The 14,614-nt window shown below is 70.2% G+C and carries 15 protein-coding genes and 3 pseudogenes; 10 read left to right on the forward strand and 8 right to left on the reverse strand.

Going from position 1 to position 14,614, the window contains the following annotated elements:
- Positions 1–163: 163 nt before the first annotated feature.
- Positions 164–850 carry a DUF1707 SHOCT-like domain-containing protein gene (locus G9272_RS28745; RefSeq protein ID WP_171399216.1) on the forward strand — a complete coding sequence of 229 codons (687 nt, stop codon included), beginning with the start codon at positions 164–166 and terminating at the stop codon, positions 848–850.
- Positions 851–1,001: 151 nt separating this feature from the next.
- Positions 1,002–1,379 (forward strand): WhiB family transcriptional regulator, encoded by a 378-nt coding sequence (locus tag G9272_RS28750; protein ID WP_028806547.1) that lies wholly within the window; start codon positions 1,002–1,004, stop codon positions 1,377–1,379.
- Between the two features lie 69 nt (positions 1,380–1,448).
- Here G9272_RS28750 and glpX read toward each other — a convergent pair whose 3' ends face one another.
- Positions 1,449–2,483: a class II fructose-bisphosphatase gene (glpX, locus tag G9272_RS28755; RefSeq protein ID WP_171399217.1), complete on the reverse strand. Its 1,035-nt coding sequence runs from the start codon at positions 2,481–2,483 to the stop codon at positions 1,449–1,451.
- Between the two features lie 126 nt (positions 2,484–2,609).
- Here glpX and G9272_RS28760 point away from each other — a divergent pair, with 126 nt between their 5' ends.
- Positions 2,610–3,134: a DUF4245 domain-containing protein gene (locus G9272_RS28760; RefSeq protein WP_171399218.1), complete on the forward strand. Its 525-nt coding sequence runs from the start codon at positions 2,610–2,612 to the stop codon at positions 3,132–3,134.
- A gap of 118 nt (positions 3,135–3,252) precedes the next feature.
- Here G9272_RS28760 and G9272_RS28765 read toward each other — a convergent pair whose 3' ends face one another.
- The 3 genes from G9272_RS28765 to xseA form a co-directional block, all read right to left on the reverse strand.
- Positions 3,253–3,843 (reverse strand): malonic semialdehyde reductase, encoded by a 591-nt coding sequence (locus tag G9272_RS28765; protein WP_171399219.1) that lies wholly within the window; start codon positions 3,841–3,843, stop codon positions 3,253–3,255.
- A 186-nt stretch (positions 3,844–4,029) separates the two neighbouring features.
- Complete coding sequence (locus G9272_RS28770) at positions 4,030–4,254, reverse strand: exodeoxyribonuclease VII small subunit (protein WP_171399220.1); 225 nt, start codon at positions 4,252–4,254, stop codon at positions 4,030–4,032.
- Positions 4,255–4,291: 37 nt separating this feature from the next.
- Positions 4,292–5,536, reverse strand: coding sequence for an exodeoxyribonuclease VII large subunit (gene xseA, locus G9272_RS28775; RefSeq protein WP_171399221.1), 1,245 nt, complete (start codon positions 5,534–5,536; stop codon positions 4,292–4,294).
- A 203-nt stretch (positions 5,537–5,739) separates the two neighbouring features.
- Between xseA and G9272_RS28780 the strand changes: the two genes are divergently transcribed.
- Together G9272_RS28780 and ppgK are read left to right on the forward strand one after the other, a co-directional pair.
- Complete coding sequence (locus G9272_RS28780) at positions 5,740–6,795, forward strand: 4-hydroxy-3-methylbut-2-enyl diphosphate reductase (protein ID WP_171399222.1); 1,056 nt, start codon at positions 5,740–5,742, stop codon at positions 6,793–6,795.
- A gap of 49 nt (positions 6,796–6,844) precedes the next feature.
- Entirely contained in the window at positions 6,845–7,591 is a 747-nt protein-coding gene (gene ppgK / locus G9272_RS28785) for a polyphosphate--glucose phosphotransferase (protein WP_171399223.1), read from the forward strand.
- A gap of 228 nt (positions 7,592–7,819) precedes the next feature.
- Here ppgK and G9272_RS46215 read toward each other — a convergent pair whose 3' ends face one another.
- The gene (locus G9272_RS46215) at positions 7,820–8,209 is read right to left on the reverse strand and encodes a DUF6542 domain-containing protein (RefSeq protein ID WP_367398560.1); all 390 of its coding nucleotides are present in this window, start codon (positions 8,207–8,209) and stop codon (positions 7,820–7,822) included.
- A gap of 446 nt (positions 8,210–8,655) precedes the next feature.
- Here G9272_RS46215 and ychF point away from each other — a divergent pair, with 446 nt between their 5' ends.
- Positions 8,656–9,744, forward strand: a complete 1,089-nt coding sequence (gene ychF / locus G9272_RS28795; RefSeq protein ID WP_171399225.1) for a redox-regulated ATPase YchF — start codon at positions 8,656–8,658, stop codon at positions 9,742–9,744.
- Positions 9,745–9,852: 108 nt separating this feature from the next.
- On the opposite strand, the gene G9272_RS45980 is transcribed toward ychF, so the two are convergent.
- From G9272_RS45980 to G9272_RS45480, 3 genes are read right to left on the reverse strand one after another with little or no spacing between them, the layout of a single operon-like run.
- Positions 9,853–9,975 carry a hypothetical protein gene (locus G9272_RS45980; RefSeq protein WP_301272150.1) on the reverse strand — a complete coding sequence of 41 codons (123 nt, stop codon included), beginning with the start codon at positions 9,973–9,975 and terminating at the stop codon, positions 9,853–9,855.
- Entirely contained in the window at positions 9,972–10,292 is a 321-nt protein-coding gene (locus G9272_RS45475) for a tyrosine-type recombinase/integrase (RefSeq protein ID WP_437184312.1), read from the reverse strand. Before G9272_RS45475 ends, G9272_RS45980 begins: the two co-directional genes overlap by 4 nt.
- 27 nt (positions 10,293–10,319) lie before the next feature.
- Positions 10,320–10,964 carry a phage integrase central domain-containing protein gene (locus G9272_RS45480; RefSeq protein ID WP_253267972.1) on the reverse strand — a complete coding sequence of 215 codons (645 nt, stop codon included), beginning with the start codon at positions 10,962–10,964 and terminating at the stop codon, positions 10,320–10,322.
- Between the two features lie 83 nt (positions 10,965–11,047).
- Here G9272_RS45480 and G9272_RS28805 point away from each other — a divergent pair.
- The 4 genes and pseudogenes from G9272_RS28805 to G9272_RS28820 all read left to right on the forward strand — a co-directional run.
- Positions 11,048–11,602 (forward strand): annotated as a pseudogene (locus tag G9272_RS28805) (DUF3631 domain-containing protein); the annotation flags it as partial.
- A gap of 315 nt (positions 11,603–11,917) precedes the next feature.
- Positions 11,918–12,489 (forward strand): annotated as a pseudogene (locus G9272_RS28810) (hypothetical protein).
- Positions 12,479–14,147: pseudogene (locus G9272_RS28815) on the forward strand (relaxase/mobilization nuclease domain-containing protein). Before G9272_RS28810 ends, G9272_RS28815 begins: the two co-directional pseudogenes overlap by 11 nt.
- Positions 14,148–14,263: 116 nt before the next feature.
- On the forward strand, positions 14,264–14,524 hold the full coding sequence (locus G9272_RS28820) for a hypothetical protein (protein ID WP_171399226.1): 261 nt from the start codon (positions 14,264–14,266) through the stop codon (positions 14,522–14,524).
- The last annotated feature ends 90 nt before the right edge of the window (positions 14,525–14,614 follow it).

The following is a 14,614-nucleotide window of genomic DNA, read 5'->3' on the forward strand; positions in this document are numbered from 1 at the left end:
CCCATTCCTCACTCGACAGACAGCGGGCCCGCCTCCATCGGCGGGCGCTCACCAGCGTAGGACCTGCCGTCGGCGACGAGCTTGTGAGGTAAGGCTCAGTTCGCCGGCCGCCCGTTCCGGAGTGGGGCTATCGCGATCTATCGTGTTTCGGTACGCTGCTCTCGTGGACCTTCACAAAGAGACCGCCGCCCCCGCGCCGGCCGCGGAGTTGCGCGCCTCGGACGCCGACCGTGACCGTATCGCCGACATGCTCCGCGACGCTCTGGCGGAGGGCAGGCTGACCGCCGACGAGCACGCGGAGCGTGTCGAGGGCGTGCTGGCCGCCAAGACGGTCGGCGAGCTGGAGGTCTTCGTCCGGGACCTGCCCGCCGCGCACGAGCGGCGTGCGGCCCCCTCCGCCGCCCCCAGCCGGCCCACCGCGGGCGCGATCCCCGCCGACCCGGACGACAACGTGGTCGCGATCTTCAGCAGCGCCGTCCGCAGGGGCCGCTGGCGCGCGGGCCGCCGTATCCACGCCTACGCGGTCTTCGGCACCGTCGAGATCGACCTCACCGAGGCGCTCTTCGAGTACCAGCAGGTCGTGATCAAGGCGATCTCGGTCTTCGGCAACGTCGAGGTCCGCGTCCCGGAGAACGTCTCGCTGCGCGGCACCGGCGGCGCCGTGCTGGGCAACTTCGAGGTGTACGCGCTCGATTCGCCCCAGCCCGACGCGCCGGTGGTCTACGTCGACGGCTGGGCGGTGCTGGGCAATATCGAGGGCCGGCCGAAGCGGGGCAAGCTCGTCGCGGACATTCTCGATCGGGTGCAGCACAAGGTCGACCGGGGTTTGCGCAAACACCTGGACCGTTGACGGTCGTGAAGTTCGCCGGGAGGTCGTGGCGGGGCCGTCACGAGGTCACCCCGGGCACGGCGGTCGGGAACTCAGTGCATAGGCGCGCGCACAGCGGGTAGGCCTTGCTGCATCGTCTCTCGCTCGCGAAGCCGTCGTCAGGAGTAGACCCGTGCTGCAACCGCCGCATTCGCCCGTGCAGGTCGCCGCTGTTCCGGCCCAGCGGGTACCAGCGCGCGACAGGGACCAAGACGCCCCCTGGCATACCGAGGCGGTGTGCCGGCGCGACGAGGCAGGCCTGTTCTTCGCCCCCTCCAAGGAGCCCACGGCCGCCCGGCTCTCCCGCGAGGAAGCCGCGAAGCGGGTCTGCGCGCGCTGTCCCGTGATGGTGGAGTGCCGCGAACACGCGCTCCTCCAACCCGAGCCCTACGGCGTCTGGGGCGGCCTCACCGCCGCCGAACGCCGGGTGGCCCTCGCCCGGCGCCGCCGCCGCGACGTGGAACTGAAGAAGGCGGCACAGTCCGCGGGCCGTATAGCGGCGGCGGGCTGAGAAGCCCTCGGGGCACGCGAAAGGGGCACCCCCACCGCACCGGGGGTGCCCCTCTCACGCACTAGGGGGCTACTTGGCCCGATCGAAGTCGACCGCGCTGTAGGCCCGCAGCTTGCTCAGCCGGTGCTCGGAGTCGATCCGCCGGACCGTCCCGGACTTCGACCGCATCACGATCGAGTCGGTGGTCGCGGTCTCCGACCGGTACCTGACCCCCCGCAGCAGCTCACCGTCGGTGATACCGGTGGCGACGAAGAACACGTTCTCGCCGGTCACCAGGTCCTCGGTGGTCAGGACGCGGTCGAGGTCGTGCCCGGCGTCGAGTGCCCGCTGCCGCTCTTCGGCGTCCTTGGGCCACAGCTTGCCCTGGATGGTGCCGCCCAGGCACTTCACGGCGCAGGCCGAGATGATGCCCTCGGGGGTGCCGCCGATGCCGAGCAGCAGGTCGACGCCGGTGCCCTCGCGCAGGGCCAGGATCGAGCCGGCGACATCGCCGTCGGAGATCAGCTTGATGCGCGCCCCGGTCGCCCGGATCTCCTCGATGATGCCCTCGTGCCGCGGGCGGTCCAGGATGACGACGGTGACGTCCTCGGGCGTGGCCCGCTTGGCCTTGGCGACCCGCCGGATGTTCACGGCCACGGGCGCGTCGATGTCGACGAAGTCGGCGGCCTCGGGGCCGGTGACCAGTTTGTCCATGTAGAAGACGGCGGACGGGTCGAACATCGCGCCCCGCTCGGTGGCCGCGAGGACGGCGATCGCGTTCGGCATGCCCTTGGCCGTCAGCGTGGTGCCGTCGATGGGGTCGACCGCGATGTCGACCTCGGGCCCGGTGCCGTCACCGACGCGCTCGCCGTTGAAGAGCATCGGGGCTTCGTCCTTCTCGCCCTCGCCGATGACGACCACGCCGTTCATCGACACGGTGGAGACGAGGGTCCGCATGGCGCGCACCGCGGCACCGTCGGCGCCGTTCTTGTCACCGCGTCCCACCCAGCGGCCCGCGGCCATGGCGGCGGCTTCGGTCACCCGGACGAGTTCCAGGGCGAGGTTGCGGTCGGGGGCCTCGGAGGGGACATCGAGTTCGGACGGCAAATGATGATTCTCGGTCATCGGAGCGCACCTTTCTGATACGACGACGGCCGGATGAGGGTTCGATCCCGACTCTATCGTCAGTCCGACAAAATGAGCAGGGGACCCCACGGATGAGCGCATCGGGCACCTGCGACGATAGGGGGCGTGGCAGGTTCGAACGGCAAGCAGAAGACGGCCCGCGACATGATCCTCTCCCTCGGGGTGATCGTGATCGCGGCATGGGTCATATATCTCTTCGTCCCGCACGACGATCGCCCTCGCGAGGTCCAGCAGGTCGACTACCGCGTCGAGCTCCTCACGGCGCGCCGCGCGGCGTCGTACCCGGTGGCCGCGCCCGAGGGCCTGCCCGACACCTGGAAGGCGACCTCGGTGCGGTTCCAGGGCGACGACTTCGACGCCTGGCACCTCGGTTTCCACGCTCCCGACGGGGAGTACGTGACGGTCGAGCAGTCGACTCAGCAGCGCTCGGAGTTCGTCGAGGAGGCCAGCCAGGGCTCGAAGGCGACCAAGGTCACCGAGCAGATCGGCGGCCGCACCTGGACCCGCTACACCGGCGGCCGCTACGACGCGCTCGTTCTCCAGGGCGCGGCGGGCTCGACGACCGTGGTGGCGGGCACGGGGTCCTTCGAGCAGCTGTCGACGATGGCCGGGGCGCTGAAGCTCGCGTGAACGCCCTCCGGTCCGCGAAATGTCCCGCGAAATGTCCCGCGCAGTGACATGTGAAAGTGACATGTGAAGAGGCCCCCGGCGAGCACGCCGGGGGCCTCTTCACATGTCCTCACCGGTCTCAGACGGTGGTGACGACCTCGTCGTACGCCAGACGCGGGGAGCGCGGGTAGGAGGCGCCCTCGCCCGGCTTGCCGATGTTGACGACCATCAGCGGGGTGTGGTCGTCGTCCAGGAACTCCTTGCGGACGCCCTCGAAGTCCACACCGGTCATCGGGCCGGCGGCCAGGCCGGCGGCGCGGATGCCGATGATGAAGTACGCGGCCTGGAGGGCGGCGTTCAGCGCGGCGGCACCCTCGCGGGCCGGACGCTCGCTGAAGAACAGGTCCTTGGCCTGCGGGAAGGCCGGGAACAGGGTCGGCAGCTCCTGGTGGAACTCGTTGTCCGCGGAGAGGATCGCGACCAGCGGGGCGATGGCGGTCTTGGGCTGGTTGCCCTCGGCCATGTGCTGCACCAGGCGCTCGCGGGCCTCGGCGGAGCGGACCAGGGTGATGCGCAGCGGGGTCTGGTTGAACGCAGTCGGTCCGTACTTGACCAGGTCGTAGATCGCCTGGACCTGCTCGTCGGTCACCGGCTCGTCGGTGAAGGTGTTCGCGGTGCGGGCCTCGCGGAACAGCAGGTCCTGGGCGGTGGCGTCAAGAACGAGAGACATGCGGGAACTTCCTCGGGGGTGGCGTCCGGATCCAGTACCGGACCGTGGTCCGGATAGGCTGACGGCACCGACAGTACGCGGGGAAGGTTCAAAGTTCAACAAAGGTCGGAGTGGGGTGATCCGCTTCACAGATCTGCCGCACAGCACCCGGGCCGCAGGTCATCGACCCCGGCCGGGGGCATCGGCTCACTCCCCCTCTTCCGTTTCCTCCTCATCGGCCAGCGCCGCGTCCAGCCGCGCCCGGGCACCCTCCAGCCAGCGCCGGCACACCTTGGCCAGCTCCTCACCGCGCTCCCAGAGGGCGAGGGACTCCTCCAGCGTCGTACCCCCCGCCTCCAGACGCCGTACGACCTCGATCAGCTCGTCGCGGGCCTGCTCGTACCCGAGCGCCTCGTCCGTCTTGCTCGTCATGCACCCATTCCCAGTGGTCGTTTGCGGTCGTTGCTGCCTAGTTGCCGATGTTGCCGATGTTGCCGACGTTGTCGATGTTGCCGACCCGCACCGTGAACTCGCCCTCGGCGACCCGCGCGCGCAGTGTCTCGGCGGCCGTCACCTCGGCCGGATCCCGGACCACGTGCCCGTCGGCCTTCTGGAGCACCGCGTACCCCCGCTTCAGCGTCGCGGCCGGCGAGAGTGCCACCACGCGCGCGTGCGTGTGGGTCAGCTCGGAGTCGGCGCGGTCCAGGAGGTGCCCGAGCGTGCGCCGCGAACGGTCGACGAGCGAGGAGACGTGATCGGCCCGCTCGTCGATCATCCGGTGCGGATCCTGTATCGCGGGCCGCGCGAGGGCGTGGGCGAGCCCGCGCTCCTCCCGCTCCAGGAACGCCTGCGCACACCGCCGCGCCCGCCCGCGCAGCATCCGCACCCGCTCCAGTTCCTCGCCGACGTCCGGTACGACCTTCTTCGCGGCGTCGGTCGGCGTCGAGGCGCGCAGGTCGGCCACGTGGTCGAGCAGTGGATTGTCCGGCTCGTGCCCGATCGCCGAGACGACCGGCGTACGGCAGGCCGCGACCGCCCTGACCAACTGCTCGTCGGAGAACGGCAGCAGATCCTCCACGCTTCCACCGCCGCGCGCGACGATGATCACGTCCACGTCGTCCAGGCCGTCCAGCTCCTTCACCGCCTGGACGACCTGGGTCACCGCGTGCACGCCCTGGACGGCGACGTTGCGCACCTCGAAGCGGACGGCGGGCCAGCGGTGCCGGGCGTTCTCGAGGACGTCCCGCTCGGCGGCGGAGGCCCGTCCGCACACCAGCCCGATGAGCTGCGGCAGGAAGGGCAGCGGCTTCTTCCGGGCGGGGGCGAAGAGCCCCTCCGCGGCCAGGGACTTCTTCAGCTGCTCCAGCCGCGCCAGCAGCTCACCGACCCCCACCGGCCTTATCTCGACGGCCCGCAGCGACAACTGGCCGCGCGGCGCGTACCACTCCGGCTTCGCGTGGACGACGACCCGCGCACCCTCGCCGACGACGTCCGCGACCGCGTCGAAGACCTGCCGGTAGCAGGTCACGCTCACCGAGATGTCGTGCGACGGGTCCCGCAGCGTCAGAAACACCACGCCCGCACCCGGGCGCCGCGACAACTGGGTGATCTGCCCCTCGACCCACACCGCGCCGAGCCGGTCGATCCAGCTTCCGATGAGCCGCGAGACCTCGCCGACGGGCAGCGGGGCGTCCGCGGACGTGTTCACAGCCATGCGCCCGAGCGTATCGGCCACTACCGACAATCCGGGGGTCCTCGCCCCCGGGACAGGAAGGGCGGGGGCCGGGGAAAGGGGAGGCAGGGCGGTGGCGGACTCCCTGGGCGGCGGACTCCCTGTCCCGGGGGCCCCGACCGTCCACGCTGCGCGACCGGTCTCCCCCGAGCGGTGATCTCCGACCCCTCGGGCGCGGCCTTACGATGGGACGCATGACTGCTTCGCCTGGCCGCCGCCGTGTCCTGCTCGCCGCCCCCCGGGGCTACTGCGCGGGCGTCGACCGTGCCGTGATCGCCGTCGAGAAGGCCCTGGAGCAGTACGGGGCGCCGGTCTACGTCCGGCACGAGATCGTCCACAACAAGTACGTCGTGCAGACCCTGGAGCGGAAGGGCGCCGTCTTCGTCGAGCGGACCGACGAGGTCCCGCCGGGCAACATCGTCATGTTCTCCGCGCACGGTGTCGCCCCCGTCGTCCACGAGGAGGCCGCGCGCGGCCGACTGGCCACGATCGACGCGACCTGCCCCCTGGTCACCAAGGTCCACAAGGAAGCCGTCCGCTTCGCCAGCGAGGACTACGACATCCTCCTGATCGGGCACGAGGGCCACGAAGAGGTCATCGGCACCTCCGGCGAGGCCCCCGAGCACATCCAGCTCGTCGACGGTCCCGAGGACGTCGCCAAGGTGGAGGTCCGCGACCCCTCGAAGATCGTGTGGCTCTCCCAGACCACCCTCTCGGTCGACGAGACCATGGAGACGGTCGACGCCCTCAAGGAGAAGTTCCCGCAGCTCATCTCCCCGCCCAGCGACGACATCTGCTACGCCACGCAGAACCGTCAGCTCGCGGTGAAGCAGATGGGCGCGGAGGCGGAGCTGGTGATCGTGGTCGGCTCCCGCAACTCCTCCAACTCCAAGCGGCTCGTCGAGGTCGCCAAGCTCGCCGGGTCCCGCGAGGCCTACCTGGTCGACTTCGCGAGCGAGATCGACGAGGCGTGGCTGGAGGGCGTGACCACGGTGGGCGTCACCTCCGGCGCCTCCGTCCCGGAGGTCCTCGTCGAAGAGGTCCTGGCCTGGCTCACCGAGCGCGGCTACGGGGACGTCGAGCTCGTCAAGGCGGCCGAGGAGCACATCACCTTCTCGCTGCCCAAGGAGCTCCGCCGTGACCTGCGCGAGGAGGCGGCGGCACTGGCGGCCGAGCGGGGCGGCAGCGGTACGGCGGCCGAGGCGGCGTCCGACGCGGTGGCCGGTCCTGCGGACAGCTGACCGGCACCTCGGCCGCGTGACTGTCCGTCGACCGTCGTAACGTAGGGCCATGCAGATCTTCGGCGTGGACATCGGCGGCTCCGGGATCAAGGGCGCCCCGGTGGATTTGGACAGGGGCGACCTGGCTCAGGAGCGTCACAAAGTGCTCACCCCGCACCCGGCCACGCCCGAGAGCGTGGCCGACGGTGTGCGGCAGGTCGTCGAGCACTTCGAGTGGACGGGACCGGTGGGCCTGACCTTCCCGGGCGTGGTCACCGGCGGCTCCACGATCCGTACGGCGGCCAACGTCGACAAGAGCTGGATCGACACGGACGCGCGTGCCCTCTTCAGCGAGCGGCTGGGCGGCCTGCCGGTGACGGTGGTCAACGACGCGGACGCGGCGGGCGTCGCGGAGGTGTCCTTCGGCGCCGGCCGCGACCGCAGCGGCACGGTGATCCTGCTGACGTTCGGTACGGGCATCGGCAGCGCCCTCTTCGTCGACGGCGTCCTCGTCCCCAACACCGAGCTCGGCCACCTGGAGCTGCACGGGCACGACGCCGAGAAGCGCGCCTCCAGCAAGGCCAAGGAGGACGGCGAGCTTACCTGGGAGCACTGGGCCCGCAGGGTCACGAAGTACCTCGCCCACGTCGAGATGCTCTTCTCGCCCGAGCTGTTCGTCATCGGCGGCGGCGTCAGCCGCAAGGCCGACAAGTTCCTGCACCTCATCGAGGGCATCCGGGCGGAGATCGTGCCGGCCCAGTTGCTGAACAACGCGGGCATCGTGGGAGCGGCGATGCGGGCGGCGAAGGGGGACTAGCCCCGAGCCTGCCCGGGAGCCCGGCGGCCCGGTAGGCCGGCCCGGGAGCCCGGCGGCCCGGTAGGAGCCCGGGAGCCCGGTAGCCCGGTAGCCAGGCCTGGCCCGGTGGCCCGGTGGCTCGGCCCTGCCCGGTGACCCGGTAGCCCGGTTCGGTAGCCGGGTGGCTCGGTGGCCCGGTGGCGGTGGTCCGGCGACCTGCCGTCGGCGACGGCAGACGGCGGCTAGCGGCTAGCGGCGGTTCGCGGTCTGTCGGCGGGCCGCCGCCCGGCGCAGTCCGCGTGCCAGGATGACCGCTCCCGCCACGAGCGTCCCGGCGTACAGCCAGCCGACCTGGGTGGCCAGCGCCGTCACCAGCCCCATCAGCCGCGCCCCGATGCCGTTCCCGCCCTCGGACAGGGGCAGCAGCCCCACGGCGAAGGCGATCGGCGCGACCACCGGCGCGGACAGCAGGTCGCCCCCGCGCACCCACAGGGCGGTCAGCAGGCACACGGGCAGGAACAGCACGCTGTACACCGTCAGCGAGGCACCGAACAGCAGCTCGTCCAGGCAGCCGATCACGAACATCAGCACCCCGCTGAACAGCCCGCCGCCGAGCCCGGTGAGCCGGGGGTTCGGCATCCGGCGCACCGTCCGCACCGTCCGCTCCAGGGGCGGCGCGGGCCGTCGCCCGGTGGAGGCGGGACGGGGACCGCCGGAGCGCGGGGCGCCGGCCCGGGCGGGGCCGCCCGCCGGGCGAGGCTGCTTGCGGTCTGACTCCCGGCCCGGCTCCCGGCTTGCTTCCCGGCCTCCCTGGGGCGGCAGGGGCGGCAGGGGTGGTGTGTCGCGGCGGGTGCCTTGGGCCGGGGGGCGCGTCCTGTGTTGCTCCACTGGACCAACTTAGGTCGGTTTATGTGCCGAATCGGGTGTCGGACACGCCGTGGGGCGGAGCTTGGCCATGCGTTCGACAGGTCCGCCGGGGCGGCGCCGGGCACGCCGTAAACTGGGGGACCGGTCAGCTCTCTGGCCCCTGGCCCTCTCACTTCGGGAACTGGCCCTCCGGCCCTCTCACCACGGGAAGTCGCAACGTGTCGCTCACGATCGGAATCGTCGGTCTGCCGAATGTCGGCAAGTCGACCCTGTTCAACGCCCTGACCAAGAACGACGTGCTGGCGGCCAACTACCCGTTCGCCACGATCGAGCCGAACGTCGGCGTGGTCGGCGTCCCGGACGCCCGCCTCACGAAGCTGGCCGAGATCTTCTCCTCGCAGCGGATCCTCCCGGCGACGGTGGACTTCGTCGACATCGCCGGCATCGTGAAGGGCGCTTCGGAGGGCGAGGGCCTCGGCAACAAGTTCCTCGCGAACATCCGCGAGTCCGACGCGATCTGCCAGGTCATCCGCGCCTTCAAGGACGAGAACGTCGTCCATGTCGACGGCAAGGTCTCGCCCAAGGACGACATCGAGACGATCAACACGGAGCTGATCCTCGCGGACCTCCAGACGATCGAGAAGGTCCTGCCGCGTCTCCAGAAGGAGTCGCGGATCAAGAAGGAGGTCGCGGCGAAGGTCGCGGCGGTCGAGGCGGCGAAGGAGATCCTGGAGAAGGGCGACACCCTCTTCTCCGCGGGCATCGTCCAGGGCTCCGGGCGCGAGGAGCTCCTGCACGACCTGCACCTGCTCACCACCAAGCCCTTCCTGTACGTCTTCAACGTCGACGAGGACGAGCTGGTCGACGAGGACTTCAAGGCCGAGCAGAGCGCGCTGGTCGCCCCCGCCGAGGCGATCTTCCTCAACGCCAAGCTGGAGCAGGACCTCGCCGAGCTGGACGAGGAGGACGCGATGGAGCTGCTGGAGTCGGTCGGCGCCGAGGAGCCCGGCCTCGCCACCCTCGCCCGCGTCGGCTTCAACACCCTCGGCCTCCAGACGTACCTCACGGCCGGCCCCAAGGAGTCCCGCGCCTGGACCATCAAGAAGGGCGCCACCGCACCCGAGGCCGCCGGTGTCATCCACACCGACTTCCAGAAGGGCTTCATCAAGGCGGAGGTCATCTCCTTCGCCGACCTGGTGGAGACCGGCTCGGTCGCCGAGGCCCGAGCCAAGGGCAAGGCCCGTATGGAAGGCAAGGACTACGTCATGCAGGACGGCGACGTGGTGGAGTTCCGCTTCAACGTCTAATACGTTCGGCGAAAGGCCGTCTGACCTGCGACGGAGCGGGTTGGGCGGCCTTTGCGGTCCGCGCAGAGTCCGCAGCGCGCTGACTTCGGTCAGTGCGCGGGGGAGCGGCTACGCCGCTTCGTCGACCTGTGGCTGGGCATTGGCGGACTGGTCCGCGTACGCCTTGTCGACGGCGGCCCGGGTCCGCTCCTCGGAGTCGGGCCACAGGTGGGTGTAGATGTTCAGCGTCATGGCCGCGTTGGTGTGGCCGAGGCGCTCGGAGACGTCTTCACGGACTCGCCGTGCTTGATCAGCAGGCTGGCGTAGTGGTGCCGGAGGGCGTGGGGTCCGGTGCCCTTCGCTATGCTGGCCTTCGCGTAGGCGGGCCGCCAGGAGGCGTCCATGAAGTGCGTGTAGACCACGGGTCCGCCTTGCGGCGCCGTGAAGATCCAGCCTTCGGGCCCATCGGCGGGGAAGTCCCGCAGGTGGGCCTTCATCGCATCCACCGCCATGCGAGGGAGCGGGACCGTGCGGTGCGAGCGAGCGGTCTTGGGCGGGCAGACGTACACGCCGTGCTTGGCGGTCTGCTGGATCTGCTACTCGACCGAGACAGTCGCGTGCAGCAGGTCCACGTGCCGGAGCTGGAGACCGAAGAGCTCGCCGGGGCGGAGCCCGGTGGCCGCGCCGAGCAGCACGAGGCACTTTGCGGGTATCTCCTCGGACAGCGTCCGCACCTGCTCGACGGCCAAAGGCACGATCTTCTTCCGGGGCACCGAGGGCAGTTTCGCCTCGGCGCACGGGTTGTGGGGGATCATCCGGTCACGGACGGCCGCCCGGAAGACGGCGTTGACCGTGTTGAAGACCGTCCGTGAGGTGCTGGCGGCCAGCCCGTGCGTGGTAGTCAGGCTGGTGACCCAGCTCTGTACATCGCCGGGCTTGATGGCGCCGAGTGCCCGCTTCTCCCAGGCCGGGTAGACGTAGCAGCGCAGGTGCTGGGCCACCGCCTTGGCCGTGGAAGGTCGGTGCGGCTGGATGGCCCGCCATTCCTCCGCGTACTCCTTGAAGGGCCTTTTCGCCGATCGCGGGTCGATGTACTGACCGGTGACCAGGCTGGTCGTAACCTCGTCGATCCACCGTTGGGCGTCGATCTTGCGGTCGAAGTGGCGGGCGTGCTCCTTGCCGTCGAGGTCGCGGTAGCGGGCTCGCCATTTGCCGTTGGGGCGCTTCTGGATGTTGGCCAAGTGGCTTCTCCTTCGTGTCGGTTGTCAGTAGTGGCCACCGTCCTCGATGTCGCTGCTGAGCGTGCGAGCGTCCCGCTCGTCGCCCGAAGATGCCCGTCGAGGACCGCGCCGCCGATACGTGGGAGCCGCTGGTCATCGTCGCCGACCTCGCCGGTGGGAAGTGGCCCGCGCGGGCACGTGCCGCCTGTCTGACGATGACGCGCAGCGAGGTGGTCCAGGATGAGCAGACGACGCTGAAGACGCGGTTGCTGCGTGACATCCGCCGCGTCTTCGACCAGGAGGACGGCAGGGAGGCTCTGCGCAGTCAGGACCTGCTCGCCGTGCCCATCCAGGACGCCGAGGCTCCGTGGGCGGAGTCCGGCACGAAGGGCCTGAACGCTTACCACCCGGCGAATCTGCTGCGTGACTTCGGTATCAGCCCAGCCAACTACCGGTTCGAGAACGGCAGGCAGGCTAAGGCGTACGCCCGCAACCAGTTCGTGGACGCCTGGGCCCGCTACTGCCCTGACCCCGTGCCATCGGTACCCACCGCCGAGTTCCTGGCACGTCCGACCCGAAGTAGGCCGCCCGTTCCTCCGTCCGGGACGCTGCCCACTGGCCCGCCGGGAGGGCCCGCAGGCCCCAGGCCCACTCGCTGACACCAGGTCCGCAGCAATCCGTCGCATCCGTCCCCGCGCAGGTCAGCGCGGGGACGGATCTCCTCGCCGTTACGGATCACTCCGTACCTGCGGCCGTCTGCGTACCTGCGCTGACCAGCCACGGGACGGATGCGACGGATGCGACGAGGCCCCACCTCACACGACCGACGGAGCACCACCATGCCCGAATCGAACGCCGACGACACCACCTCCCGCCGCCGCAGGAAGCTGTTCAGGCTCACCCGACAACCGGCAGCAAGCTGGAGCGAACGAGCCTCTAACGAGGCTTCGTCCGCGCTTGCCCCCGCCCCAGGGATGGCGGAGGACAAGACCGAGCGCCAGGGGGAGCCCGAGCCGGAGGAGGAGGTGGCCGAGGGCTCCTGCCAGCCCGCAGCCGACTCCGTAGGTCCCAGCAATTCGCCGACCGATGTCGCATTGCTCGTCGAGCAGCCCCCTGGCGGGATCTCGACGCCCCCGTCCTGCCCGCGCAGATGAACCGCAAGCGCACTGTGGAGAAGCGCGCCCAGGAGAAGACCATCCGCTTCACGCGCACCGCGGTCCAGGTGATCAGCGCCGCCGCTCACCAGCGCGGTCAGAGGTTCGCCGGGTTCGTCGGGGACGCGGCCCTGGCTGTTGCGCAGGGCAAAGCGGGGATGGTCGGCAGTCCGGAGGACGATCCTCTGCGCCCGCTGATCGAGGCCGTCGAGGCACATACGGTCGCGCTGAACCGCATCGGCGGCAACCTCAACAAGATCACCACAGCCATCAACCGAGGAACCGTGTCCGAGCGCGCCGAGGCGGTTCTCGACCGCGTCGAGCGAGCAGCACAGAACCGCTTCCACCTCATCGACCAGCTCCTGTCGGAAGGCACGGCTCATGGTTCCTGACGTCTCCACGGGTTCCGACAGCCACGGACTGATCGCCTACCTCTTCGGCCCCGGCCGCCGCGACGAGCACACCAACCGGCCGGCGCTCCCGACCCTGGCCGCGACCCGGCAGCCACCTACTCCCAGCTCGCCAGGCGACTCGACCACCACGTCGACCTGCGCGCCCGCGAGCTGGGCGGCAGGAAGCCAGCGCAGCACGTCTGGCACTGCCCGGTCCGCACCGCGCCCGGCGACCGCTACCTCACCGACGCCGAGTGGAGTGGGCCGAGGTCGCCCACCGCGTCGTGCACGCCACGGGCATCGCCCCCGACGGCGACGAGAAGGCATGCCGATGGATCGCGGTCCGTCACGCCGACGTCCACATCCACATCATGGCCACCACCGTCCGCGCCGACGGACGCCGCCCACGCACCCACCAGGACGGCCGACGGGCCCAGGCCGAGTGCCGCAGGATCGAGACCGAGTTCGGCCTGCGCCGCCTGAAGTCCGGTGACCTCACCGCGCCCCGCACCCCCACCGGCGCCGAACGCGCCAAAGCCGAGCGCCAGGGGCAGTCGGTGACGGCACGGCACTGGCTGCGCGAGCGGGCGTACGCGGTCGCCGCCGCCGCGCACACGGAGGCCGACTACTTCACCGTGCTTCAGTCGCTAGGCGTCATGGTCAAGACACGCCTCGGCCCCGAGAGCGGCGACGTGATCGGCTACAGCCTCGCCGCACCCGGCGACACCAACAGCGCTGGCGAGCCCGTCTGGTACGGCGGATCGAAGCTCGCCCCCGACCTCTCCATCAACCGCCTCCGCGAGCGCCTCCCCAACCAGGAGAAGGTCGACTGCCTCTGCTTCGCGGCGGACCTCGCCGAGCCGTGGCAGCACACCATCGCCGCGATACAGACGGCGCGCATCGCCCTCGACTCCGACGACGATGCCGCAGCCCAGGCCCACCTCGCCGCCTTCGGCGACGCCCTCTACAACATCGCCAGCGCCACACTCGGCCCGCACCGTGCAGAGCTACGCGCAGCCGCCACAGCGTTCAACCGCGCCCGCCGATCCGCCACCCGCGCGGACCACCAAGCAGCCCACGCCCTATGCCAAGCCGCCAAGGAACTCACCTACGCCTCCACCGGACCGGGCGGACTCGCCATCGCCCTGTTCTTCGCCACTGTGCACCTGACCCGTGCCGCCGCGAAGTGGCACGAGCAGCGAGGTCACGAACAGCAGGCCGCAGCAGCAGACGAAGCCTTCCGCCACCTCCAGGCCGGCTACCAGCAGGCCGCCAGTCCCGTCCTAGCAGACCTGACCCGCCGCGCCCCACGAGCCGAAACCGCCCGCCGCTTCGAGCAGGACCTTCGCGCAGCCCTCCCCGCCCACGCCGACCGCATCATGGCCGACCCCTCCTGGCCTGCGCTGACCACCACCCTCGCCCGCGCCGACTCGGAGGGCCACAACACTCGCCGTCTCCTGGCCGAGGTGGGCACCCAGCGCGAGCTCTCCAGCGCCGAGTGCCCTGCCGAGGTCCTCAACTGGCGCATCATCGCCCAGCCGAACCGACGCACCCAAGCGGCTCGGAGCCGAAGCAGCATTAGCAAAACGTCGTCCGTGTCCGTCGCACCACGTGCCTCGGCCTCGCCAGTTACTAGGAAGTCATCTCGTTTGGCGTGATCTTGCGGGAGCATTAGCTGCCAACGATCGTTGACCGTCTCGTAACGACGTCGGGCTGCACACGGACCCAACGGCCCCCGGCTTTGGGTCGCCAACGCCGACATAAGGAGGATTCCATGCGGCTCACCGTAGCGGTGGTCCAGCAACTGTTGGAGATGAATGAGGGCTTCACCGCTCGTACGGAGACCAGCCAGAAGAACTACAGCGAATCCCGCACTTACCGGATCGCCGGAGGCCAACTGCTCTACGACTCATCGGGAAAGACGTCGTGGGCGGACAGCCGCTTCAGTCATAAGGACCAAATCGCCAACATCGACACGACCCGGTACTTCTTGCGGAAATACCTACACCGCCTCAACACTGACGGGTTGCAATAGCGCGGGCAGCTAGTCTGCGAACGCACTTACAACGGCTAACAGAAAGAGGTGGATTGGTCCTGGCTGCCGTGACTGGCGCGGGAGTTGAGC

The organism is Streptomyces asoensis, assembly GCF_013085465.1.
In the GTDB taxonomy this organism is placed as follows: Bacteria; Actinomycetota; Actinomycetes; order Streptomycetales; family Streptomycetaceae; genus Streptomyces; species Streptomyces cacaoi_A.

Bases quoted from the DNA above. Each gene is read 5' to 3' on its own strand.
- xseA (WP_171399221.1), bottom strand. From the start codon at position 5,536: ATGGCTGTGAACACGTCCGCGGACGCCCCGCTGCCCGTCGGCGAGGTC.
- G9272_RS45980 (WP_301272150.1), bottom strand. From the start codon at position 9,975: ATGACGCTGAACATCTACACCCACCTGTGGCCCGACTCCGAGGAGCGG.
- glpX (WP_171399217.1), bottom strand. From the start codon at position 2,483: ATGACCGAGAATCATCATTTGCCGTCCGAACTCGATGTCCCCTCCGAG.
- G9272_RS46215 (WP_367398560.1), bottom strand. From the start codon at position 8,209: ATGCCGAACCCCCGGCTCACCGGGCTCGGCGGCGGGCTGTTCAGCGGG.
- G9272_RS28765 (WP_171399219.1), bottom strand. From the start codon at position 3,843: ATGTCTCTCGTTCTTGACGCCACCGCCCAGGACCTGCTGTTCCGCGAG.
- G9272_RS28820 (WP_171399226.1), top strand. From the start codon at position 14,264: ATGCGGCTCACCGTAGCGGTGGTCCAGCAACTGTTGGAGATGAATGAG.
- G9272_RS28780 (WP_171399222.1), top strand. From the start codon at position 5,740: ATGGGACGCATGACTGCTTCGCCTGGCCGCCGCCGTGTCCTGCTCGCC.
- ppgK (WP_171399223.1), top strand. From the start codon at position 6,845: ATGCAGATCTTCGGCGTGGACATCGGCGGCTCCGGGATCAAGGGCGCC.
- G9272_RS28770 (WP_171399220.1), bottom strand. From the start codon at position 4,254: ATGACGAGCAAGACGGACGAGGCGCTCGGGTACGAGCAGGCCCGCGAC.